Consider the following 22,871-nt stretch of genomic DNA (forward strand, 5'->3'; position numbering starts at 1 on the left):
CGACCTCAACCCGCAGGAAGGCATCTGGTCCCTGGTGAAACGGGCGATCGGTAACCTCGCCGCCGCGAACCTCGACCAGCTCGCCGCCGCCGTGAAGCGCAGCCTCAAGAAGACCCAGTACCGACCGCACCTCATCGACGGCTGCCTCATAGGCACCGGCCTGACCTTGACCAGCTGACACGATCAGGCCGACATCACACATTCAAGTTCAGTAGCGGTGGACGACGTCCCCACCCACGCAATCATCGATCCCGACGAAAACCAGACGAGCAGCGGCGACTACGTGAAGCACTCTGGAGACGGCAAGCTCATGGCGCACGTCTCGGAAGGAATCTTCCTGTCCGGGGAGGACGACGACCCCGTATGGGTGGACGAGTTCTATATCGACACCTTCCCGACGACTAACGCCGACTATGCGCGGTTCTGCGCGGCCACACGGCACCCTGCGCCCGAGCACTGGGAGAATGGCCGATGTCCCCGCAATCTGTACGATCACCCCGTTGTCCACGTGACGTGGCGAGACGCGCACGCGTACGCAATGTGGGCGGGGAAGTCCCTTCCGACAGCCGGACAATGGGAGAAGGCAGCGCGAGGTACCGCCGGCCGCACCTTCCCGTGGGGGGGATCAGAAGACCGCTGCAAAGTGCAACGTTAGAGAGACCGGCGTGGAGCGCACAACGTCCGTTTCTCGGTACCACAGCGGTGTATCGCCCTATGGGGTTTACGAAATGGTGGGCACGTGTGGGAATGGCTCGCAACGGCGACCACACGCGGGCGCTACGAACTACGAGGCAGCGCCTTTACGAGCCCTCTCTTCCGGGGGGGGCTCCCGCCATTTCCAACGACGCCAACGAGATGATGCATGACGACGACACTGGGTTCCGCTGTGTGGCGACGCCGGAACAGATGGAGCCCCGAAAGCGGTGACGATCGCGACGACACACAGCCTGATGTCCCGGGCGGCCCAAGTCCAATCACTTACTAGGTCGACCCATGTCGTTCCAGCCGCCCCAGCCGTTGTTCTGCTCGGTCTGAGCTATGCGCAGCAGATTTGCGCCTTGCCCGATAACGAACACCACCAATTCATCGTCCAGGTTCCGGGCTACCGCCGCCGTGCTCTGCGAGAATTCCCCTGCAAAGGGATACCACTTGTCGACCCATCCATTGCTCGGACTCGTTTGCCAGAGGTGCTGCAGGATCTGGCTGCCGGTTGCGAATACTTCCAGGTGCCCGTCCTCATTGCACGTGGCGATTGGATCCTGGCTGTCTTGAAGGTGAGGGGGGCTGTCAAATGATGACCAGTTGCTCCACCCGCTGTTCGGAAGCCCCTGATAATTACGCCAAAGCTTTCCGTCTCCGCCGATCACCAAGACCTCTAGGCGACCGTCAAGATTGGCTGCGGCAGTCGGGGAAGAGCCAAGAAACGGGAACGGGTCAGCAGGAGGGTCTCCTACCAGCTTTTCTAGGCTGCTCCAGCCATTGTTCGGACGCCCCTGATACGTATGCCAGAGCGATCCGTTGCTCGCTGTTACGAACGCCTCCAGGGTGCCGTCCTGATTGGCCGCCACTGCTGGCGTTCCACCGAGCTCAACAAGAAACGGATTGTCAATGGCCACCCAGTCCGGGTTCCAATCACCGTTCGGATCTTTTTGCCAACTGTGCCACAGGTTTCCTTGTGCGACCAAGAACGCCTCTAGGCGGCCATCCTGGTTGGGCTCGATAGCGATGCGTCCCTGACCGAGTTCATCCGGCTGACTCCCAAATCCTGTCCAGCCACTCCACCCGAAGACACCTGGGTTCTGCCAACGGTGCTGAACGGTCCCACCGATGATCGCGAGAACCGTCAGGCGCCCATCTTGCTGGGCAGCGACGGTCGCACTCGTAGCATCTGTGGCATCGAAACCCGTCCAGCTCCCCCAGGTGTTGGTGTTCTTGAACACGTCTTCCCAGCTGTGCCACATACTCCCGTCTTCGCCGACCACGAAGACCTCAAGATGTCCGTCTGAGCTGACTTGCTTATCCCGGAATACGCCATTCGCCGCTACGGTGGGCGTTCCCACGATTCGTATGCTTTTCATTACTTCTCCCGGCTTCGGTCCGAATACCCACCAGGCCATATGGGGCTTGCGTGCTCGATGTCTCGACTCCACCCCTGCGCGACCTCCTGCGGCCTCACGGCCCTGGCGAGGGCGGCGGGGGAGCCGCGGGGAAGTCCACATGCCATTCGTCGTGATCGCTGATGAAGCGATGGATCGGGCTGCCAAAGTCGTTGTCGATCGACAGCAGGGTATCGTCTGAGGCGTTATCTACCGGATACGTTACTGTGATGCGGTTCATGTTCCAGTTGTCGCCGGTATCTGGCCATGGGAATCCGCGATTACCAGAGGTGAAGCGAATCCCAAACCTGCGAATGTAACCGACAAGCGGAGAGGTGAATAGCTTGCTTTGTATGGTCCAGCTTATGGTGTGGTCGGTCCAGGGTTTCCACCAATCCCTGTGGTTCAGATTGAAGCTTAGCTCTTCGACTTGGGGTCCACTGGCTAGTTGGATGTAGGCGTCCACTAGGCTATTGACGCGGACATCGTCGCTACCCGTGAGTATATCTATCGTTAGAGATTTCAGCACCTGCATGGGGTGGCTGTCCGGGCGTATTTCCAGGTGAGGTTTATCTATCTGGTAGATCTCTGACTGCTGGGCCTTTGGCTTGTAGTATAGGGTTACGTACTCGTAAAGGGTGTCACAGCGCGGGCGTAGTCCATGGCGTTCGACCTCGACCTGCCTGGCCGGTATCGACTTCCAGTCCTCGCACCCTACTCCTGGGAGATCTGCCAAGAACTTGAAGCTGTATATGTCTTCAGGTTTGACCCAGCCAGATACCGGACCTGGAAGATGGACTGCTTCTCCTGCTTTCCTTGATTCCAGGAAATTCGCAAAAAGGCTTCCAGCGAATGCCTTGCCTTCTTCGTGATTTGCCATCCGACTCAGCGCCCCTTCCAATGGGTGTGGACCAGAGGTGAGGAATCGTTCCAGGAGATCTCTCAGGCATCCTGGTCGGTGTCAGCACCACGGTATGCATCACCCGCTCGGCGCATCATCCGCTGCTAGGCCATTTGGGTGAATTTGGTAGGGGGGTGTCCCACCGCAACCCCACCCACCTGCGCCTCTCACAGTCCATCTGACCAGCTCAGCAGGCCTCAGCGACTTCCTCGCCCGTAGTTCGCATCGAGCGGGTACCGGGTGCGGCGACACGACTTTAGGTGCTGTGCGGGACGACCCCGCCGCCGGCCGCCCCGCTGATATGGCGCTGTCCAGCCCGGTCTTGCGGACCGTTTCCGCCAGCAGCACGGAGCCAGCCTGGGAAACCACTCCCCGGCCACCACCCTCGACACGGACACGGGGGTACGACCCGATAGTCTTCTTCACCTGAGGAGTGCAGCTTTCCTGACGACGACATGGACCCTAGACAAGTCCCATCGTCCCAGGTCAGATGCGCTCCTCGCTTATTTGATCAAGCGTCGGACACTCGCAGTCGCGAAAGTGCGAGGCTAATGAGTGAGGCGAATCTGGGCTGCGCGTGAGATGCGACAGCAGCGGGCGGCCCCACCTGCGCCGGTGGGAGCCGCCCGAAGCAAGAGCGTGACAGCTCAGGCCAGATCGTCGAACTCGCCTTCCTTGGCGCCGCCGAGGAAGGCGCGAAGTTTGGCACGGCTCGTGCGGATGATCACCTCGGGGTTGTCACTCTCGCGCATCAGGATCTCCCCTCCGTGCTCAGCGAGTTCCAGGCAATCGGACCCTTCGGCATTGGAGGATTTCGAAGACTTGCGCCACTGAATTTCCATCTTTCTCACGCCTTCACACTTGTTTTGCTATGTCGCGGATGAAGTCTCGCGAACTATCCGCGTCGAGCGACTTCTCCTCGGTCCGGTCCAGCGCGGCCCGCCAATTCTCAAGACTCGTTTCGGAGTCCAGGAAGCCCGATCCGGACGCGGTATCCGTCTGTACGGTGTCGAGTTGCGGAACGACGCCGCACACGTAGTGTGCCGAACTGCTGGCGTACGGGAAACCGCCCGCCGCGAACGGGATCGCACGGATGGTGACGTTGTCGCGTTCCGACTGTTGCAGCAAGTTGTCGAGCTGGCCACGCGCAACGGCCGAGTCGCCGTACACCATCCGGAGCGCGGCTTCGTGAATGAGGAACGTGCACGTGGACAGCTCTGCACGGTCCAGCACATCACGTCGCTTCAGCCGATGCGAAAGCTGACGGCGCTGCCGCGCGGGGCTCGGTGGCGGCACACTCTCGGCGAACACAGCACGCGCGTAGTCCTCGGTCTGGAGCAGGCCGGGCATATACATGATCTGCACCGAGCGAATACCAACCGCGTGGTGCTCAAGCTCGGCCAAGTCGAGGGCGTCACTGGTGAGGTCGCCCCGATAGTCCTCCCACCAGCCGCTTATGCGCTCGGTGGCCATGCCCGCAAGCGCCTCGACGTACGCAGCGTCAGGGCATCCGTAGTGACCGGCCCAAGCGCGCACCCGCTCGGCACTCACACCGAATCGCCCTGACTCGATGTTGCTGATGGTGGTGCGGTCCGTGCCGAGCATGGCCGCCGCCGCGGTGAGTGACAGCCCGGTGTGCTCCCGGATTCTGCGCAGCTCGCAACCCAGTCGGCGCTGACGCGCCGTGGGCGCCTTTCTCGATGGCATCCGCTTCCCCTCCTGTCGGATCCCAGTGTGGACCCCCCTTTGATGTTGGTCCACTTCGTCGAGGGATTTACGCAATCACGTCTAACGGTTGAGGTGTTGCGCTACCGTGCTCACAGCAACGCGCTACACCTCGGCGGATCCGAAGTGCAGCCGTATCAGCGCGCCTTGAACCACGCGTACGTACGGCCATCGCCACGGACAACGAGCAGCGCGCACCGTTCGCACCGCACCGCGTTGGGAGAACGACATGACCCGCGTCCACGCCACCGCATACTCCGCGCCACCAGACCCCCAGGGCGGCGAGATCTACCGGCTCGCCCTGCCGAACACCACCAACGCCGCAAAGCTCTCACGCGACTTCATCGCGTCGCTGCTGACCGTCAGCAGACACCGCGGTCTGGTCGACGACGCGCGCCTGTGCGTCACGGAGTTGGTCACCAATGCCCACCGGCACACGCGTACGCCCCTGATCCGGGTCGGCGCGACCGTGCAGCGCAAACAGGTCACGGTCTCCGTCGCGGACGACGACCACTGGGCCCTGCCCGAACCACCGGCCTTCCGCGAGGTACGCAAAGAGGTACGCGAACAGGAGGGCGGGCGCGGGCTGTTGATCGTGGAACAGCTGGCACTCGCCTGGGGAATGACCGTTCTGGGCGGCTGCCTCCCGTACCGGAAAGCGGTCTGGTTCACGCTCGCCCAAGCCGGGACGACCCCCTGACCCGCCGAGGAGCCCCCATACGCAGGAGGGCGGTGGGCCGCCCGCCGGCCCACCGCCCCACCCGGAGACCTCGTCCGCAACGTGTCCGGTCCACTGCCTGCCCTCCGCCCCCTCAACGTCGGTCGATATCCGGGAAGGCCCACTGGAAATCGTTGGGGAAGACGAAGTTGGTGAACGAGATGCTCACGGAGACATCGAGACTGCGCACGTGGTGCCACCATCCGACCGGGATGAACAGCGCCTCCCCTTCGCAGAGATCGACGGTGATGCGTGTGGCGTCAGTGAAGAGTGGATGTCGCACCCCATCCGGGCTCTCCGGGTCGACGGGGCTGAAGACGCCAACTTCGTTGTAGACGCGATGTGATTCAAGGGCGGGCACCAGGGTGACGCGTTTGACCCCGGCGACCTGGGCAAGGAGAACGTTGGACACATCGTGATGCAACGGCGTCACGGTCCCCGCCGGCCCGAACCAGAAGAACAACTGGGATCGCCAGGCATCGGGATCGAGGATTCGCGTGTCGAAATCGAAGTCCTCAAGTAGCCGAGAGACTCCGGGATTGTCGAAGAAGTGATTATTTGCGACCAGATAGAAGTCGTTACTCGACTGACTGGTCATGACGAGATCGATGTACTCGGCAAAAGGCATCCGCGTGCGATGCATATCAAGGTTCTGCTCGTACTGGGCATCGGCATGCCGCGCGGTCATGACCTCGACGATTTCGTTCCCCACGCGTTCGGTCAGGAACTCGGCCGTCCATCTGCGGCGTGCCGCCCAGTGATCTGCCACATCTGTGAGTACTACAGGGCGGTTGGCTGCGTAGTGTTCGAGCAGAAATTGCTCTCGGGTGACACCCGAGCGGCGCGGCACCTCGGCATGGGCCGGATCCAGGCTCCGCATCTGCTCCTGAGCGGCCAGCAGCGACTCCAGTTTGCGCAATCGTTGGACGATCCACTTGCCTGCGACCAGATGAGTGTCGAGCCGGACCTTCTCCAACTCGGCCTGAGCCTGGCCTTCGGGCATTCCCTGACCGGTCAGCGTGTCGAGGATGGCCTGCTCAGCTGTTCCCAGCAGGTGGTTCTCCGCGATCCATCGGCGCCAGCCGTCAGTGAATTCGAAGGCAGTCGTATCCAGCATCGCTCTATGTCTCCTCTGCTACCGAGACAGACTGAAACACCGGCGGAGTGCGATCGGCCGGCATCCATGCGGAGTCCGGGCGCAAGGCATCGAGCCGAATGTCAGCGACGAACGGTTCGATGTTACGGAGCAGGTCGACGAGGACCGCGTCGCTCAGCAGGTGCGGTTGAACTCCGAGCCGGAAAAGTGCTGAGTGCTTTGCGTTGTAGTAATGCTCTTCGGCCTCAAGCCTGGGGTTTCTGACGTTCAAGACCGTAACAGTGTGTCCGAGCCGCATGGCGGCCTCTGCCACCCGCGCTGCCAGCTCGCGCACGCTGAACTGCTCCGCGAACTGATTGAAAACCCGGTACTCCCCGGCTTGCGGCGGATGACCGATGACGGTTTCAATCGATTGCAGCGTGTCCAGAATATTGAGGAATCCACGCGTTTGGCCGCCTTGCCCATGCACGGTCAGGGGCTGGTCGGCGAGAGCCTGGACGCAGAAGCGGTTCATAACGGTGCCGAAGACTGGATCGTAGTGGAAGCTCGTTCGCAGCTCGGGGCAGAGCCGCGTCTGCTCGGTCCACATGCCGTAGACGATGCCCTGGTTGAGGTCGGATGCCCGCAACCCCCAGGTCTTGCAGGCGAAGGCGATGTTATGGCTGTCGTGAACCTTCGACAGGTGGTAAATCGATCCGGGTTGTTTGGGGAACGGCAACACGTCGCGCCGACCGTTGTGCTCGACTTCGAGAAAGCCCTCCTCGATGTCGATGTCCGGGGTGCCGTACTCGCCCATCGTCCCCAGCTTCACCAGATGACAGTGCGGCGCGTGCCGACGCAGCGCGAAGAGTATCCGCAGTGTCCCCACAACGTTGTTCACCTGTGTCTGGACTCCGCGTTCCTCGTTCATCATCGACATGGGTGCGGAGGGTTGTTCCGCGAAGTCGATGAGCGCGTCGGGCTGGAAGGCCGACATCAGATCGTCGAGGAAGCCGGGCACGCATAGGTCACCGATTTCGACCGATATTGTTCGTCCGGACATCTGGCGCCAGATGCGGGCGCGGTCGCTCAGACCAGCAATGGGTGCCACGGGCCTGGCGGAGAGCTCACTCTCCCATGCACGCTTGATCAGACTGTCCACGGCGAGCACGTCGTGGCCGCGTGCCGAAAGTCGCATGCACATCGGCCAGCCGAGATATCCATCGGCGCCGGCAATGAGTACTCTCATCCGCGATCACCCTCCGTCGGCCAGTGGATGTCGAAGTAATCGAAGTACCAGTCGTCGTCTCTGATACGTGTTCGACGCAATTCATCCCGCCTGCACCAGGCATCGCTGAACATCAGCCGCGCAAAAGCCGATGGAAACGCCCTGTGCCCGTTCATCGCAGCCACGACCTGAGTCAGTCGCTTTTGCCCTAGGTGGACTGTCGCAGTTCGCAGCACGTTATGGAGCATCAGCTCCCAGTTCAGCGAGAAGTTACGCGCTTTCTTGAACTGATGCGCCACGTTGACACTCGGTACCATGAGGCAGCGGTAGCCCAACAACCAGAGCCGAAAGGACAATTCGGCGTCTCCGGTACCCCAGATCAGCAATCCGGCATCGAAGCCGCCAGTCACATCGAACACGTCACGTCGTAGCGCGTAGAAGCACCCGGGCAGCATTGGAACCTCGTACGGGTCCTGGCCCTTCTTGGAGAGCCAATGCCAGCTCAGGTGTGCATCGGACCATACATGCCCGTATCCGGTCGCACCTGGACGTCCCATCATGTCGATACCGGGCCCCACCGCCGCGACGGCAAGCTCAGAAAGTGCGTCGGCAAAGTGCTTGGGCCACCCGGGCGACGGGGCAACATGAGCATCGGCGAACACGATGAACGGACGCGTTGCCAGTGCCGCCCCGTAATTGCGAGCACGCAGCGCTCCCAGTCGCTCCGCCGGTTTCACCACCCGTACGTCGCGGTATCCGCTGTACAGGAAATCCGTGCTTCCATCAGTCGATCCGTCATCAATGACAATCACTTCGCTACCGGGCATGGCGGTACCGAGAAGGGCATCGACTGTTCTCCGCAGATTCTCACCCTCATTGTGCGTGGGAATCACAATGGAGGCCTCACCCGATAGCGTTGTCGTCATCGAATCATTGACCTTCTACTCGAAGTGCCAAATGCACCACAGTTGACCCTGGCCCCCGCCGTTTTCTCAGCCTCAGCCGTTACCGCCACCGTTACCGCCGCCATTGCCGGGGTCCGGGGTCGGGGCGGGGGTCGGCTCAGGGGTCGGAGCGGGCGTGGGCGCGGGTGTCGGGGCAGGCGTCGGCGCGGGCGTGGGCGCAGGGGTCGGCGCGGGCGTCGGCGCAGGGGTCGGCGCGGGCGTCGGCGCAGGGGTCGGGGCAGGCGTGGGCGCGGGCGTCGGGGCAGGCGTCGGCGCGGGCGTCGGGGCAGGCGTGGGCGCGGGCGTCGGCGCAGGGGTCGGCGCGGGTGTCGGCGCAGGGGTCGGCGCGGGTGTCGGCGTGGGATGCGGTGTCGGCGTCGGAGTGGGATGCGGTGTCGGCGTCGGAGTGGGATGCGGCGTCGGAGTCGGCGTCGGAGTGGGATGCGGCGGAGTCGGCGTGGGCGTCGGCGTCGGTGTCGGTGTCGGTGGCCGTGTAATCGGGAATGGAGAATCATTCCGCAATCCTGCAGGCACGCCCGGCGGAAAACGAAACGCCAACAGTCCTGCAAAAGCGGGGAACGGATCTGCGGCGTCACCAGTGAGAGAGTGGTACGTCTGCGCCAGTGTTGTTCCGGCTGCCGCAACGATCGTGCTCCACGTATGGCCAAGTTGATACCGAAGGTAATTCAGGAAGAGGACAGAGCATCCGTTCGCGACCGGATCGGTGTCACCAGGCGTTGTCGCACTCCCGGTGAACGTATTGTTCACCCAGTCAGGCCGGGTACTGTCGAGCCACTGCGCCGCGGTCGCGAACCCTGGAGTTTCGATCTGACTCGGATAAATAGCGGTGGCAAGCACCCGGGACAGGCCCTCCCCATTACTGGCTCCACAGTTCCAGCCCTGGGCCTGTGCGGCCTCGAATACTTCAACCACCTCGGCGGCGAGGACAAAGGCCGTGAACTGCCCGACCACTGCTGGCGTGGTGACGACTCCGCAGTAGATGTCGGTTGCGGCGCATCCGTAGTGGTAGGCACCCCCGACGCCGGCCGCGATGATCACGTTGTAGGGAGTGCCCGGAGGCTGAATCCCACCGAACTCACCCTTGATTGTGGTCAGATCTCGTTCGCAGACCGACAGAACAGTGGTGGCGATAGTGTTTCCAGCGGCACCGACCGACGGGTCGATGTAGACCTTGAAATTTGCAGTCGCTCCAGTCAGCACCGCATTGGGGAAATCTCCGCGTCCGATGATGCCACCGATGCGCGTGGGCGCGACGGGGGCAAACACTTTCGAACGGTAGTCGAGCCCTGGCATCGGAGCTCCTCACGTCAAGCGGGCAGACCCGCTCCGGGGAAAAGAGCCAGTTGACCTCGAAGCACACGTGTATTTTCACGTTCGTTGCTTCTCGTCAGATCCTTTGGATTCTCGGCCGCAACCACTTGGTCCCTGACTCATTGACAATCTTCTGGCGGTCGATGCCAGGTCGCAACTTCGGATCTCGGAGCAGCACGGCGAGTGCCCGATGGGCATGGGCCGCCGACGTAGGTGAGACCGCCTGACACTGCACGCCACCAGCGGCACGACCCGCTCCGTCGCCCTGCGCTCACCGGAACCTCGTGGAGTGCACCGAATGCGGGCGTCCGGGGCCGGCCGAAGCGCTGCCGGGCGGGCTGTGCCGGGGGGCAGATGAGGGGCCGAGGGCGGGCCTTCTACCGGTCCAGCTCGGGGTAGTGGCCGCGTTGGTACGAGGACAGCCCGGAGATGGGGAGCTGGGCCGCGCCCCGGCAGATCAGGCAGACGCGGGTCCGGCGGCATGCACGGCAGTCCTCCCGGCCATACGTCTCCTCCGGCACCCAGCCGCGGCCCCCGCACTCGGGGCATTGCCCCAGGCCGTCGCACTCGTAGCACAGCACGTGTCCGGACGTGACGGTTTCGGCGGTGCGGATCGGCTCCGGCCACCGGAACTCCTCCGGCTCGCGCAGGGCCATCGTCGGCGTCCGCCCGCTGAACCGCACCTTGGACGGGGGCACGGGGTCGTGGTCGTCGGGTACGTGGATCTCGATGGTGCAGCCGTTGTCGTGGCGGCCGGTCACCACGATGCGGGGTGTCCGGCCGGGGTTCTCCTGCGATGTCGTCGTGCTCTGCCGCCAGCCCGCCGATGTGAGCAGGGCGGCCGCGCGGGACGCGATGTCGGCGGCGCCGACATGCGCGGGGCGCTTTCCGGTGAAGAACTCCGCCGCGTACTGGTAGCGGGGTGGTTCATGCCAGTCGACGACCCGAGGCTCGTTGAGGAACAGCAGGCTCAGATCGCTGCCGGGGTCAAGTCGTCGATCATCGTCGTCAGTTGAGACCGTAGGGCTCGGCCCAGGCGGTCCAGTTCTTCCTGCGCGCCGGGTATGGGACCCATGGTTCCCCCTTCAGGAGGTCAGAGAAAGTATGTTGCCGATCGTCACGCAGGCCACGGCCCGTGCCCAGTTGCTGCGGCATCTCACCGAAACGCTCCGGGCGCTCCCCGCCGAACTGTCCCTCGCGCTATGGCATCCGGACCTCCCCAAGGCGAGGATGCACGACGGCGTCACCTTGTTCGGCAGTCCTTTCGACGATGACGATGCTGATGGCGACGAGGGCGGTGACATCGGCCGGTCCGCCGTCTTCGACATCAGGTACTGGGTGGTCGGGACCACGCCCGATACCTCCGGCGTGTATCTCGACATGGTGATGCGCGTCTGGAGCGACCGGGGTTGGACGACGCGGACCTCCAGGGATTCGCCGCCGCTTCACGGGGTCGCGCACAGCCCCGACGGATGCGGGTTCAGCATCTGGCAGAGCATCAACGGATACCTCAGCATGTCCGGGACGACTGCGACCTTCATCGTCGACCCGAACCCCAAAGCCCCCTTCCCGGACCGGATCGACCACTCGGCCGGCGAGCTCTAGCGCGGGTTCCCGCGGACCTCGGTCAAGTCGCCCTCATCGTCGAAGACCTGCTCCCCGGCCAGGGTGCCGTCGTGGTTCCAGGAGCGGAACACGCCGTGGCACCGGCCCCACACCATGAGGCCCTCGGACATCAACGGTCCGTCGGCCCAGAACGAGCGGGCCGGTCCGTGCGCGTAGCCGTCGACGTAGAAGTCCTGATACAGCAGCTGATCACCGATGGCTTCCACCACCTCGCCGGTGAACGGAACGCCCTTGTAGGTGAGCGGCGGCCCGTGGACGCCGCCGTCGTCGATGTCGTCGCGGTCCAGCTTCCAGTCGATCCGCAGGTGGGCCGGGGCACCGTCCGGTGTCTGCGGGCTCTGCGCCTCCCGCGCTTCCTGGTCGCGCTCTCGCCGCGTCATGCGGGTCACCGTACAACTCGGCGGGCGCGCGGGGCAGCGCTTCGGCGTGGCCGCCCGATCAGAGGCCACCCGACAGGCTCTGAGGGCTGAGGTGCCGGGGAACGCGACCGGCTCGGGCCGCCCCGTCACACGCAGGAGGGCGGTGGGCCCGCCGGCCCACCGCCCCACTCACCCGCGTACGGGAGCTACTGGACGACCGTGATCCGGTCCGTCGCCGGCGGGGCCAGCGGCGCGGCGGCCGTCGAGTGGGCCGCCAGGTAGGCGTTGAAGACATCCAGGTCGGAGGGGCCGACCAGCTTGTTGGTGCCCTGGCCGAGGGCCGCGAAGCCGTCGCCGCCGCCTGCCAGGAACTCGTTCATCGCGACGCGGTAGGTCTTCGCCGGGTCGATTGCCGCACCGTCGAGCTTGATGGTGTCGGTGACCACACGGGCCGCGCCCGTCTTCGTCATGTCCAGGGTGTAGGTGAGGCCCCTGGAAACCTGAAGGATCTTCGGGCTGGCCTCGTTGGAGCCGCTGACCTGCTGCTGGAGCGCCTCGATCAGCTGGGCTCCGGTCAGGTCGACGACGTTCATCATGTTGGTGAAGGGCTGGACGGTGAACGACTCCCCGTACGTCACCACTCCGTCACCCTCGCTGCCGGTCGCCTTGTAGACCAGGTCCGACCGGATGCCGCCCGGGTTCATGAAGGCGACGACCGCCCCGCCCTTGTCCGCCGGGGCCAGGCCCTCCAGCTGGGCGTCCGCGATCAGGTTGCCGAGCGGCTTCTCGGGGGCCGTGGAGCCGCGGCCGTTGATGTCGGCGGTGATGTAGCCCTGCGGCTTGTTCGCGATGGGCGCGGCGAGGGCGTTCCAGCGGGCGATCAGAGCCGTCATGTCGTTGGCCTTGGGCTGGTCCCGGCTGACGACGTGGTTCGCCGACTTCGGGTTCGAGGCGCCGGCCGACTTCACCGACGTACGGACGATGTCCTTGGTGCGGCGGTCGTAGGTGAGGGTCGTGTCGGTATAGAGCTTGCCGAACGACGACGCCGAGGTGACCATGCGCGGGTTGCCCGCCGGGTCCGGGACCGTGCAGACGTACGCCTGGTGGGTGTGGCCCGTGACCAGCGCGTCGACCTTGGGCGTGATGCCCTTGGCGATGTCGACGATCGGCCCGGAGATGCCGTCACCGGCGCCGGAGCTGTCGCAGTCGTAGTTGTACGAGGTGGAGGCCGGGGCCCCGCCCTCGTGGATCAGCGCGACGATGGACTTGACGCCCTGCCGGTCCAGTTCCTTGGCGTACTTGTTGATCGTCTTGATCTCGTCGTGGAACTTCAGTCCCTTGACGCCGTTGGCCGTGACGATGTTCGGCGTGCCCTCCAGGGTCACTCCGATGAAGCCGATCTTGACGCCGTTCTTCTTCCACACCGTGTACGGCTTGAGGATCGGCTTGCCGGTCTTCTCGTTCGTCACATTGGCGGCGAGGTAGGGGAAGTCCGCGCCCTTGAACTTCTTGCCCTTCTCGTAGCACCCCTCGACCGGGTGGCAGCCGCCGTTCTGGAGGCGGGCCAGCTCGGTGGCGCCCTCGTCGAACTCGTGGTTGCCGACGCTCGTGACGTCGAGGTCGAGCTTGTTGAGGGCCTCGATGGTCGGCTCGTCGTGGAAGAGACCGGACATCAGCGGGCTGGCGCCCACCATGTCGCCGCCGGCCGCGGTGATCGAGTACGGGTGTCCCTTGCGCGCGGTGCGCAGCGAGGACGCGAGGTACTCGACGCCACCGGCCGGAATCGCCTTGGTCGTGCCGTCGGCCTGCGTCTCGTTGACCGTGCCCGCCGAGCCGGCCGGCGGCTCCAGGTTTCCGTGCAGGTCGTTGAAGGAGAGCAGCTGTACGTCGACGGTACGGGCCGGCTTGTGGTGACCGTGTCCGTTGCCGTGGCCGTGGCCGTCCTGGCCACGCTCCTGGGCGCCTGCCGGCATCGCGGCGACGAGCGCGCCGACGGTGGCGAGCCCGGCCGCGGCGGCGAGCACCCGCCGGGGCGCGCGGTTCTTCTGCGGTGTCGCTGACATCGGTCCCCTTGTGAGTTCAGCGGGAGGTATGAGGGTGGTGACGAGTCTGGAGACTTCGTGCCGCAGCCTAGGGTCAACGCGCGTAGCGCGACAGATGTCCGGGGTTACGAACTGGTTGCCATGCGGTCGATATGGGCCCAAAGCGCTGCATGTCACTCGTATGGCTTACATATGCGGGCAGAAACGTCCCGGCACGCATGTCCGACGCAAGCCTGTACGCCATGGACAGCGAACCGACATCCAAGGCCGTCGTACCCGACCAGCGGGCGTCCGAACTGCCGCCGGACTTCCACGAGATGGTCGACGACCTGAAGTCGATCGTGCGGGGCGCGCATGTGCGGGCCCAGTTGAAGGTCAACACCGAGATGCTCCAGATGTACTGGGAGATCGGGCAGACGATCCTGGCGCGGCAGCGAGAGGAGAAATGGGGCGCCAAGGTCATCACCCGCATTGCCGCCGAATTGAAGGCGGAGTTCCCGACCCAACGAGGGTTCAGCACGCGGAGCCTTCAGTACATGCAGCAGACGGCTCGAACATGGCCCGAACGATTTGCGCAACAGGCTGTTGCGCAATTGCCGTGGGGCCACATCGTCACCCTCATGACTGCCTGCAAAACCCGCCCTGAACTGGACTTCTACGCCCAGCACGCAGTACGCAACGGCTGGTCCCGGGACGATCTGACCTCAGCGATCCACCACACCCTGCACCTCTCCCACGCCGCCGCGATCAACAACTTCGACGCCGTCATCCCCGAGCAGTCCGAGGCCGCGAAGGAAATCGTCAAGGATCCGTACCGGCTCGACTTCACCGAGCTGGGCGGCCGGCACACGGAGCGGGAGCTGGAGGACGCTCTCGTCACCCACCTCATCAGGTTCCTCACCGAACTGGGTGTGGGCTTCGCCTTCGTGGGACGCCAGTACCCCGTCGTCGTAGGCGACAGCGAATACCGCATCGACCTGCTCTTCTACCATTGCAAGCTGCACTGCTACGTCGTGCTGGAACTGAAGACCCGAAAAGCCCACCCCGAGCATTTCGGACAGCTCGGGTTCTATGTGTCGGTGGTCGACGATCTGGTGCGTGACAAGGAGTTCGACGGGCCCACCATCGGTATTCTCATCGCTGAGAGCCGCGACCGGTCGATGGTCGAGTACGCGTTGCGCGGCCACAACCAGCCGCTGGCCGTCAGCACCTACGCCGGTCTGCCCGCCCGCGTACGCGAGCTGTTGCCCAGCGCCGAAGATCTCTCCCGGATCACCGACGGCGTACTGAACACACCACAGACCACAGCCTGAGTCCCGGAACACCCGCGCACCACCTCACCACTGCCCCGCCGCCGCCGTACGCTCGTACACATGACGACTGACGTACCTCTCCCCGCTCCCGGACGTGAGATCCAGACGCTCGACGTGCTCTCCCCCGAACAGGCCGAGGCCGTGTCCGATCTGCTCGCCGAGGCGGCCCGGTCCGACGGCAGGCAGGCCGTGTCCGAGCAGGGGCGGCTGCAGCTGCGCGGCGGACGGCGCGAGGGGGTGCGGCATCTGCTGCTCAGCAGTGGGTCCGTCCTGGTGGGGTACGCGCAGCTGGAGGACACCGACCCCGTCGAGGCACCGGCCGCCGAGCTGGTCGTGCACCCGGCGTACCGCGGGCAGGGGCACGGCCGGGCACTGGGGGCGGCGCTGCTCGCCCTGACCGGGAAGCGGCTGCGGGTGTGGGCACACGGCGGGAAGTCCGCCGCCCGGCATCTCGCGCAGGTCCTCGGCCTCTCCCTCTTCCGTGAACTGCGCCAGTTGCGCCGCCCGTTGAGTCCGCTGGACATCGCGGAGCCGGTACTGCCGCCGGGCGTCACCGTCCGCACCTTCGTGCCCGGCGAGGACGACGCCGCCTGGCTCGCCGTGAACCGGGCCGCCTTCGCCCACCACCCCGAACAGGGCTCACTGACCCAGCGCGACTTGGACGACCGCAAGGCGGAGCCCTGGTTCGACCCGAAGGGGTTCTTCCTCGCCGAGCGCGACGGGAAGCTGATCGGCTTCCACTGGACGAAGGTGCACGCCGAGGAGCAGCTCGGCGAGGTGTACGTCGTCGGCATCCACCCCGACGCGCAGGGCGGCGGGCTCGGCAAGGCGCTCACCGCGATCGGGCTGCACCACCTGGCCGCCGAGGGGCTGCCGACCGCGATGCTCTACGTCGACGCGGACAACAAGGCGGCCCTGGCCGTCTACGAGCGGATGGGCTTCGCGACGCACGAGGTGGACCTGATGTACCGCACGGAGACCTGAGCAGCCACGACGCGTGCGGGGGCGGTGTCGCTCGACGCCGCGTGCGGGGGCGGTGTCGCTTGACGCCGCGTGCGGGGGCGGTGTCGCTTGACGCCGCCCCCTTTCTACGCCACCATTTCACTACTTCATTAGTGAAAGGGGGAACCATGGCAGGTCCCGCGGCGATCGAGTACCGCATCGACCGGCGCAGCGGCGTCGCCACGTACCTCCAGATCGTCCAGCAGACCAAACAGGCCCTCCGGCTCGGTCTGCTGGAGCCCGGTGACCGGCTGCCCGCCGCACGGGAGGTGGTCGAGGCCACCGCCATCAACCCGAACACCGTGCTCAAGGCGTACCGCGAGCTGGAGCGCGAGGGCCTCGTCGAGGGCCGGCGCGGGCTCGGCACCTTCGTCACACGGACCCTCGGCAGCGCGGCGGCCGCCGACGACGCGCCCTTGCGCGCCGAACTCGCCGACTGGGCCCGCCGGGCCCTCGCGGCCGGGCTGGAGAAGGACGACGTGAGCGCGCTCTTCACCGCCGTACTGGACAAGACCTTCGAGGGGGATCAGGCCTGATGACAGGCGCTGCGATCGAGGCCTTCGGCCTCGGCATGAAGTACCGGAACAGGGGCGGGGGCTGGGCGCTTCGCGACTGCTCGTTCCGGCTGCCCGCCGGGCGCGTGTGCGCCCTCGTCGGGCCCAACGGTGCGGGCAAGTCCACCCTGCTCGCCCTCGCGGCGGGCTTCCTGCGGCCGGTGAAGGGGACGGTACGGGTCCTGGGCACGACGCCCGGGGAGGCGCGGGCCCGGGTGGCCTTCGTGGCCCAGGACAAGGCGCTGTACCCGCAGTTGACGGTCGCCGGGACCCTCTGGGCGGGTGCCGAGCTGAACCCGGACACCTGGGACCAGGACACCGCCGAACGCATCGCCGGGGAGCTCCCGCGCGGCGCCGCGGTCCGCACCCTCTCCGGCGGCCAGCGCACCCGGCTCGCGCTGGCCCTCGCCCTCGGCAAGCGGGCCGAACTGCTCCTGCTGGACGAGCCGATGGCCGATCTCGACCCGCTCGCCCGCCACGAGCTGATGGGCGCGCTGATGGCCGAGGCCGCCGAGCACTCCACGACCATCGTGATGTCCTCGCACATCCTCACCGAGCTGGAGGGCGCCTGCGACTACCTCCTGCTCGTCGACGGCGGCCGGGTCCGCCTCGGCGGCGAGACGGACGACCTGCTCGCCGCCCACACCCGGCTCACCGGTCCCGTACGGGACACCGCACCGCACACCGTCGTCGAGTCCCGCACGGCGGGGCGGGTGCAGACCACGCTGGTACGCCGGGAGGGCCCGGTGGACGCCACCGTCTGGGAGTCCGCGGAGCCGTCGCTGGAGGATCTGCTGCTGGCACATCTGCGGGCGCCCGGGGCGCCCGCTCTGCTGACGCCGAGCGCGGAGGTCCGCAGCGTCGTCGAGGCGGTGGCGGCCCCATGAGCACGATCGCCCTGCGCGGCCCGGCCCGCGTCGTCCTGGCCCAGCACCGGCGGCCCCTCCAGCTCCTGGGCGCACTCCCCGTCCTGGCCGTCGTCGTCCTGGCCGGCGCCTGGCTGTGGACCGACCACGTCGCGGACGCCTTCGCCGCGACGGGCTGCTCGGTCGAGCACACCACCCGCGGCTGCGGCGACACGGTGCGCGAGTTCCTGGACCGCGAATTGTGGATGCCGAAGCTCCTCGACTGGGCTGGCCTGCTGATGATGGTCCTGCCCGCGTTCATCGGCATCTTCGTCGCGGGCCCGGTCATCGGCCGCGAGATGGAGAGCGGCACGTACCGGCTGGCGCTGTCCCAGTCCGTGGCACCCGCCCCCTGGCTCGCCGCCAAACTCGCCGTGCCCGCCGTCGTGACCCTGGCCTCCGTCTCCGTACTGTCGGCGGCCTGCGCCTGGGCCCGGGCCCGGGCCCGGACCGACGGCACCCACTACCCGTCGGAGTGGCACGAGCGCACCGTGTACGGCTCGATGGGCACCGTCCCCATCGGCTACGCCCTGTGCATGCTGGCCCTCGGCGGCCTCGCCGGCCTGGTGCTGCGGCGGACCGTCACCGCGATGGTCGTGACGGTGATGGGGTACGGCGCCCTGGTGGCGGCCTTCGACTCCGTGCGCAACAACCTGTGGCCGACCCTGACGGACACGTTCAAGCTGGGAAGCGGCTACCGGTTCCCCGACGGGGCGATCAACGTCGGGACGGGCTGGCTGACCAATTCCGGCCGACGGCTGCCCCACAGCGCGTGCCTGGAGTGGAGCCCCGACTTCAAGCAGTGCCTGGCCGAAAAGAACATCGGCCTCCGCTACTTCGACTACCACCCCGCCTCGCACTTCTGGCCGCTCCAGCTCGTGGAGACCGGCATCCTGCTCGCCCTGGCCGCGCTCGCCGTCGCCGTCGCCTTCCGGGTGCTGCGCCGCCGTCACGGCTGACACCCCGCTCCACGTTCCGGGCCCCCTCCGCGGGGCCCGGAACGGTTCGTACGACGCATCCGCGGGCCCGGAAGGGTTCGTACGGCGCATCCGCAGGCCCGGAAGGGTTCGTACGGCGCATCCGCGCACCCGCACACCGCTTCCTGCATGTCATGTCGTCGTTACCAGCCATTCAGAAGGGCTTGCGACCCTCTCAGGATGCAGCCAGCTGTGCCGATCCCCCGCAACGGGAGACATCCCGGTGGAGACCGTGCGAACCCCACGAACCACAGGGACCGCGCCTTCCCCGCGATCTCCGGGCTCTCCGGCGCGCCCTCGGAGCCCCCGACGCGGAAGAATGGGGCCATGAGCCAGCAGCCCAGCTCCGAGGTCCCGGCCCAGACACCCGTCCAGCCGTCGGTCGGCACGCTCGCCGCGCACCGGCCGCACGCCGTTGCCTCCGCCTCGTCCAACGGCGCCGAACTCTCGACCCGGGCCGACCTCGATCCCGACATCGACGCCGATGTCGACGCGTACGAACCCGACGTCGACGGCGACGAGCTGCCGCACGGGCGCTTCCTGGACCGGGAACGCAGTTGGCTCGCGTTCAACGAACGGGTGCTCGAACTGGCCGAGGACCCCGCGACGCCCCTCCTCGAACGGGCTAATTTCCTCGCCATCTTCGCCTCCAACCTGGACGAGTTCTTCATGGTCCGGGTGGCCGGACTCAAGCGCCGTATCGCCACCGGCGTCGCCACCCGCTCCGCCTCCGGACTCCAGCCCCGCGAGGTCCTCGATCTGATCTGGACCCGCTCGCGCGAACTCATGGCCCGGCACGCCGCCTGCTACCAGCAGGACGTCGCCCCCGCCCTGTCCGACGAGGGCATCCAGCTGATCCGCTGGCCCGAGCTGACCGAGAAGGAGCAGGCCCGCCTGTTCACCTTCTTCCGGCAGCGCGTCTTCCCCGTGCTGACCCCCCTCGCCGTCGACCCGGCGCACCCCTTCCCGTACATCTCGGGCCTCTCGCTCAACCTCGCCGTCGTCGTACGCAACCCGGTCAGCGGCCACCGCCACTTCGCCCGGGTCAAGGTGCCGCCGCTGCTGACCCGCTTCCTGGAGACGTCGCCGCAGCGGTACGTGCCCATAGAGGACGTCATCGCCGCCCACCTCGAAGAGCTCTTCCCCGGCATGGAGGTCCTCGCCCACCACATGTTCCGGGTCACCCGGAACGAGGACCTGGAGGTCGAGGAGGACGACGCCGAGAACCTCCTCCAGGCCCTGGAGAAGGAACTCATGCGGCGCCGCTTCGGCCCGCCGGTCCGCCTGGAGGTCGAGGAGTCCATCGACCCGTACGTGCTGGACCTGCTGATCCGCGAGCTGAAGGTGTCCGACGCCGAGGTCTACCCGCTGCCCGGACCGCTCGACCTCACCGGGCTCTTCGGCATCGCGTCCCTGGACCGGCCCGAGCTGAAGTTCCCCAAGTTCATCGCGGGCACCCACCGCGATCTCGCCGAGGTCGAGTCCGCCTCCGCGCCCGACATCTTCGCCGCCCTGCGCGAACGCGACGTACTCCTGCACCACCCGTACGACTCGTTCTCCACCTCCGTCCAGGCGTTCCTGGAGCAGGCCGCCGCCGACCCCGACGTCCTGGCCATCAAGCAGACCCTGTACCGGACTTCGGGCGAGTCCCCGATAGTGGAAGCCCTGATCGACGCCGCCGAGTCCGGCAAACAGGTCCTCGTACTCGTCGAGATCAAGGCCCGCTTCGACGAGCAGGCCAACATCAAGTGGGCGCGCAAGCTGGAGGAGTCCGGCTGCCATGTGGTCTACGGGCTCGTCGGCCTCAAGACCCACTGCAAGCTCTCGCTCGTGGTCCGCCAGGAGGGCGACACGCTGCGCCGCTACTCGCACGTCGGCACCGGCAACTACCACCCCAAGACCGCCCGGCTGTACGAGGACCTCGGCCTGCTGACCGCCGACCCGCAGGTCGGCGCGGACCTCTCGGACCTCTTCAACCGGCTCTCCGGCTACTCCCGCCGCGAGACCTACCGCCGCCTCCTGGTCGCGCCGAGGTCCCTGCGCGACGGGCTGATCACCCGGATCAACAAGGAGATCACGCACCAGCGGGCCGGACGGACCGCCTACGTCCGCATCAAGGTCAACTCCATGGTCGACGAGGCCGTCATCGACGCCTGCTACCGGGCCGCGATGGCGGGCGTACCGGTGGACATCTGGGTGCGCGGCATCTGCGCGATCCGCCCCGGCGTCCCCGGCCTCTCCGAGAACATCCGGGTCCGCTCGGTACTGGGGCGCTTCCTCGAACACTCCCGGGTCTTCTCGTTCGGCAACGGCGGCGAACCCGAAGTATGGTTCGGCAGCGCCGACATGATGCACCGCAACCTCGACCGCCGGATCGAAGCACTGGTCCGGGTCACCGACCCCGCCCATCGCGCCGCGCTCAGCCGTCTCCTGGAGACCGGCATGGCCGACACCACCTCCTCCTGGCACCTCGGTCCCGACGGGGACTGGACCCGGCACGCCACGGACGCGGACGGCCAGCCGCTGCGGCACGTACAGGAAATGCTCATTGACGCCCGGAGGCGCCGGCGTGCGACGCCATGACCAGCAGACGACGCAGGCGGACCTTACAGCGGGGGCGGTGCTCGCGCCCTACCTGCAGGAACAGGCCGCCGAATTCCTGCGCAGCCTGCGCCTGCGCCGCGAGACCAGCGCCCCCACGGACGCCGGAAGCCACACCGCCGAGGAGGCCGCCGGCGCGCTGCGCCGCTCGTCCCGCCGGATCGGCGGGACACTGCACACCTTCCGGGCGGCGCTGGACCCGGCCTGGGCCGAGCAGCTCCGCACCGAACTGGCCTGGCTCTCGGGCACCCTGGCCCGGGAGCACGCCTACGCGACCCGGCTGAACCGGCTCCTCGAAGCGCTGCACGCCCTGTCCGGCATCTCACTGCCCGCCGCCCGCGCGGGCTCCGGCACCGGCGGAGTCGGTGCCGGAGCCCCTGACAAGGAACGCGCCGCCCTCGGCGTCGGCGCGGCCCGGGCCGGTGCGCTGCTCGAACGGCAGCTGACCCTCGCCCGGACCCGCGCCCATTCCGCGGCCCTCCAGGCACTCGGCTCCTCCCGCTTCCACGCGGTGGCCGACGCGGTCGCGCTGCTCGCCTCCGAGGTCCCGCTCGCCGCGGCGGCCGGGGCTCCGGCCGAGGAGATGCTGCACGGGCCCGCCGACCGGGCCGAGCAACAGCTGCTCGGCGCGGTGGCCGCGCTCTCCTCGGACAAGACGGTCGAGCCGTACAACGAGGCGCAGGACGCGCCCTGGCACCGGGCCCGGCTGCTGCTGCGGCTGCACCGGTACGCCCACGAGGTGGTACGGGGCGCCCCCGACCCGGTCCTGGCCGCGCCGGGGCACGCCCTCAATCTGCACCGGGACGCGGCGGAAGCGGCCGCGGCGGCGTCGTCGGCGGCCCGTACCCCCCGGATCGCGCCCGCGACCGCGTACGCCCTGGGGGTGCTCCACGCCGATCAGCGCCACGAGGTGGAGGCGGCCCGCAATGTGTTCCGGGAGAGCTGGCCGTATGCGAACGCGGCGGTGAGCGCGCCGTGAGCGGGCCGCGCGCGACCGGGGCGGTGAGCGGGCCCGTGCTCGCCGCGGGGTGCGTGCTGTGGCGCCGGTCCGAGCACTCCGGCGAGCTGGAGATCTGCCTGGTCCACCGGCCTCGGTACGACGACTGGTCGCATCCGAAGGGCAAGCTGAAGCGCGGCGAGTCCACGCTGGACTGCGCCCGGCGCGAGGTCCTGGAGGAGACCGGCCACCACTGCGCGCCGGGCGCCGCGCTCCCCACGGTCCGGTACCTCGTGAACGGGCGTCCCAAGGAGGTCGCCTACTGGGCGGCCGAGGCGACCGGCGGCGCCTTCGAGCCGAACGCCGAGGTCGACCGGGTGAGCTGGCTCGCCCCGGCGGCGGCCCGGGCCCTCCTCACCCGGGCCCACGACCGGGACGTGCTGGACGCCCTGCTCGCGACGGATGTGCCGAGCGCCTGACCGGCCGGGCGCCCGACGCCCTCCGGAACCGCGCCGTCCGACACGGTTCACCTTCCG

Annotated in this window: 21 protein-coding genes; 11 read left to right on the forward strand and 10 right to left on the reverse strand. The window is 66.9% G+C overall.

The window, feature by feature from the left end; all coding sequences use genetic code 11:
• The first annotated feature begins 217 nt into the window (after nt 1–217).
• Nucleotides 218–655 (forward strand): formylglycine-generating enzyme family protein, encoded by a 438-nt coding sequence (locus tag ACF08M_RS34810; protein ID WP_392189274.1) that lies wholly within the window; start codon nt 218–220, stop codon nt 653–655.
• Nucleotides 656–974: 319 nt separating this feature from the next.
• Here the strand turns inward: ACF08M_RS34810 and ACF08M_RS34815 are convergent, their stop codons facing one another.
• The 4 genes from ACF08M_RS34815 to ACF08M_RS34830 all read right to left on the reverse strand — a co-directional run bounded on the left by ACF08M_RS34815 (nt 975) and on the right by ACF08M_RS34830 (nt 4,704).
• Nucleotides 975–2,060 (reverse strand): hypothetical protein, encoded by a 1,086-nt coding sequence (locus tag ACF08M_RS34815; RefSeq protein ID WP_392189275.1) that lies wholly within the window; start codon nt 2,058–2,060, stop codon nt 975–977.
• A 112-nt stretch (nt 2,061–2,172) separates the two neighbouring features.
• A complete protein-coding gene (locus tag ACF08M_RS34820) occupies nt 2,173–2,976 on the reverse strand; it encodes a hypothetical protein (protein WP_392189276.1) in 804 nt (267 codons plus the stop codon).
• Nucleotides 2,977–3,644: 668 nt separating this feature from the next.
• Nucleotides 3,645–3,839: a DUF397 domain-containing protein gene (locus tag ACF08M_RS34825; RefSeq protein ID WP_392189277.1), complete on the reverse strand. Its 195-nt coding sequence runs from the start codon at nt 3,837–3,839 to the stop codon at nt 3,645–3,647.
• Nucleotides 3,840–3,852: 13 nt separating this feature from the next.
• Nucleotides 3,853–4,704, reverse strand: a complete 852-nt coding sequence (locus ACF08M_RS34830; protein WP_392189278.1) for a helix-turn-helix domain-containing protein — start codon at nt 4,702–4,704, stop codon at nt 3,853–3,855.
• A gap of 247 nt (nt 4,705–4,951) precedes the next feature.
• Between ACF08M_RS34830 and ACF08M_RS34835 the strand changes: the two genes are divergently transcribed.
• The gene (locus tag ACF08M_RS34835; protein ID WP_392189279.1) at nt 4,952–5,422 is read left to right on the forward strand and encodes an ATP-binding protein; all 471 of its coding nucleotides are present in this window, start codon (nt 4,952–4,954) and stop codon (nt 5,420–5,422) included.
• A gap of 112 nt (nt 5,423–5,534) precedes the next feature.
• Here the strand turns inward: ACF08M_RS34835 and ACF08M_RS34840 are convergent, their stop codons facing one another.
• The 4 genes from ACF08M_RS34840 to ACF08M_RS34855 all read right to left on the reverse strand — a co-directional run bounded on the left by ACF08M_RS34840 (nt 5,535) and on the right by ACF08M_RS34855 (nt 10,783).
• Nucleotides 5,535–6,557 carry a cupin-like domain-containing protein gene (locus ACF08M_RS34840; RefSeq protein WP_392189280.1) on the reverse strand — a complete coding sequence of 341 codons (1,023 nt, stop codon included), beginning with the start codon at nt 6,555–6,557 and terminating at the stop codon, nt 5,535–5,537.
• A gap of 4 nt (nt 6,558–6,561) precedes the next feature.
• Nucleotides 6,562–7,764, reverse strand: coding sequence for an NAD-dependent epimerase/dehydratase family protein (locus ACF08M_RS34845; protein WP_392189281.1), 1,203 nt, complete (start codon nt 7,762–7,764; stop codon nt 6,562–6,564).
• Nucleotides 7,761–8,669 carry a glycosyltransferase gene (locus ACF08M_RS34850; protein WP_392189282.1) on the reverse strand — a complete coding sequence of 303 codons (909 nt, stop codon included), beginning with the start codon at nt 8,667–8,669 and terminating at the stop codon, nt 7,761–7,763. Before ACF08M_RS34850 ends, ACF08M_RS34845 begins: the two co-directional genes overlap by 4 nt.
• 1,727 nt (nt 8,670–10,396) lie before the next feature.
• A complete protein-coding gene (locus ACF08M_RS34855; protein ID WP_392189283.1) occupies nt 10,397–10,783 on the reverse strand; it encodes a hypothetical protein in 387 nt (128 codons plus the stop codon).
• Nucleotides 10,784–11,123: 340 nt separating this feature from the next.
• Here ACF08M_RS34855 and ACF08M_RS34860 point away from each other — a divergent pair, with 340 nt between their 5' ends.
• Nucleotides 11,124–11,624, forward strand: a complete 501-nt coding sequence (locus tag ACF08M_RS34860) for a hypothetical protein (RefSeq protein ID WP_392189284.1) — start codon at nt 11,124–11,126, stop codon at nt 11,622–11,624.
• On the opposite strand, the gene ACF08M_RS34865 is transcribed toward ACF08M_RS34860, so the two are convergent.
• Both ACF08M_RS34865 and ACF08M_RS34870 read right to left on the reverse strand, forming a co-directional pair.
• Entirely contained in the window at nt 11,621–12,025 is a 405-nt protein-coding gene (locus tag ACF08M_RS34865) for a toxin-antitoxin system YwqK family antitoxin (RefSeq protein WP_392189285.1), read from the reverse strand. The two genes, ACF08M_RS34860 and ACF08M_RS34865, sit on opposite strands and share 4 nt — an antisense overlap.
• Before the next feature lie 185 nt (nt 12,026–12,210).
• Nucleotides 12,211–14,067 carry a bifunctional metallophosphatase/5'-nucleotidase gene (locus tag ACF08M_RS34870; protein ID WP_392189286.1) on the reverse strand — a complete coding sequence of 619 codons (1,857 nt, stop codon included), beginning with the start codon at nt 14,065–14,067 and terminating at the stop codon, nt 12,211–12,213.
• A gap of 197 nt (nt 14,068–14,264) precedes the next feature.
• On the opposite strand from ACF08M_RS34870, the gene ACF08M_RS34875 reads away from it, so the two are divergent.
• From ACF08M_RS34875 to ACF08M_RS34910, 8 genes are all read left to right on the forward strand, one after another.
• Complete coding sequence (locus tag ACF08M_RS34875; RefSeq protein WP_392189287.1) at nt 14,265–15,359, forward strand: YhcG family protein; 1,095 nt, start codon at nt 14,265–14,267, stop codon at nt 15,357–15,359.
• Between the two features lie 60 nt (nt 15,360–15,419).
• Nucleotides 15,420–16,343, forward strand: a complete 924-nt coding sequence (mshD, locus tag ACF08M_RS34880) for a mycothiol synthase (protein ID WP_392189288.1) — start codon at nt 15,420–15,422, stop codon at nt 16,341–16,343.
• A 146-nt stretch (nt 16,344–16,489) separates the two neighbouring features.
• On the forward strand, nt 16,490–16,897 hold the full coding sequence (locus tag ACF08M_RS34885) for a GntR family transcriptional regulator (protein WP_392189289.1): 408 nt from the start codon (nt 16,490–16,492) through the stop codon (nt 16,895–16,897).
• Nucleotides 16,897–17,802 (forward strand): ABC transporter ATP-binding protein, encoded by a 906-nt coding sequence (locus tag ACF08M_RS34890; RefSeq protein WP_392189290.1) that lies wholly within the window; start codon nt 16,897–16,899, stop codon nt 17,800–17,802. The genes ACF08M_RS34885 and ACF08M_RS34890 overlap by 1 nt, the downstream gene beginning before the upstream one ends.
• Nucleotides 17,799–18,779: an ABC transporter permease subunit gene (locus ACF08M_RS34895; RefSeq protein ID WP_392189291.1), complete on the forward strand. Its 981-nt coding sequence runs from the start codon at nt 17,799–17,801 to the stop codon at nt 18,777–18,779. The genes ACF08M_RS34890 and ACF08M_RS34895 overlap by 4 nt, the downstream gene beginning before the upstream one ends.
• Before the next feature lie 345 nt (nt 18,780–19,124).
• A complete protein-coding gene (locus tag ACF08M_RS34900; protein WP_392189292.1) occupies nt 19,125–21,380 on the forward strand; it encodes an RNA degradosome polyphosphate kinase in 2,256 nt (751 codons plus the stop codon).
• Nucleotides 21,367–22,377, forward strand: coding sequence for a CHAD domain-containing protein (locus ACF08M_RS34905; RefSeq protein WP_392189293.1), 1,011 nt, complete (start codon nt 21,367–21,369; stop codon nt 22,375–22,377). The genes ACF08M_RS34900 and ACF08M_RS34905 overlap by 14 nt, the downstream gene beginning before the upstream one ends.
• 23 nt (nt 22,378–22,400) lie before the next feature.
• The gene (locus ACF08M_RS34910; protein ID WP_392189325.1) at nt 22,401–22,814 is read left to right on the forward strand and encodes an NUDIX hydrolase; all 414 of its coding nucleotides are present in this window, start codon (nt 22,401–22,403) and stop codon (nt 22,812–22,814) included.
• Nucleotides 22,815–22,871 lie beyond the last annotated feature (57 nt).

This window comes from Streptomyces sp. NPDC015032, assembly GCF_043080425.1.
GTDB lineage: Bacteria > Actinomycetota > Actinomycetes > Streptomycetales > Streptomycetaceae > Streptomyces.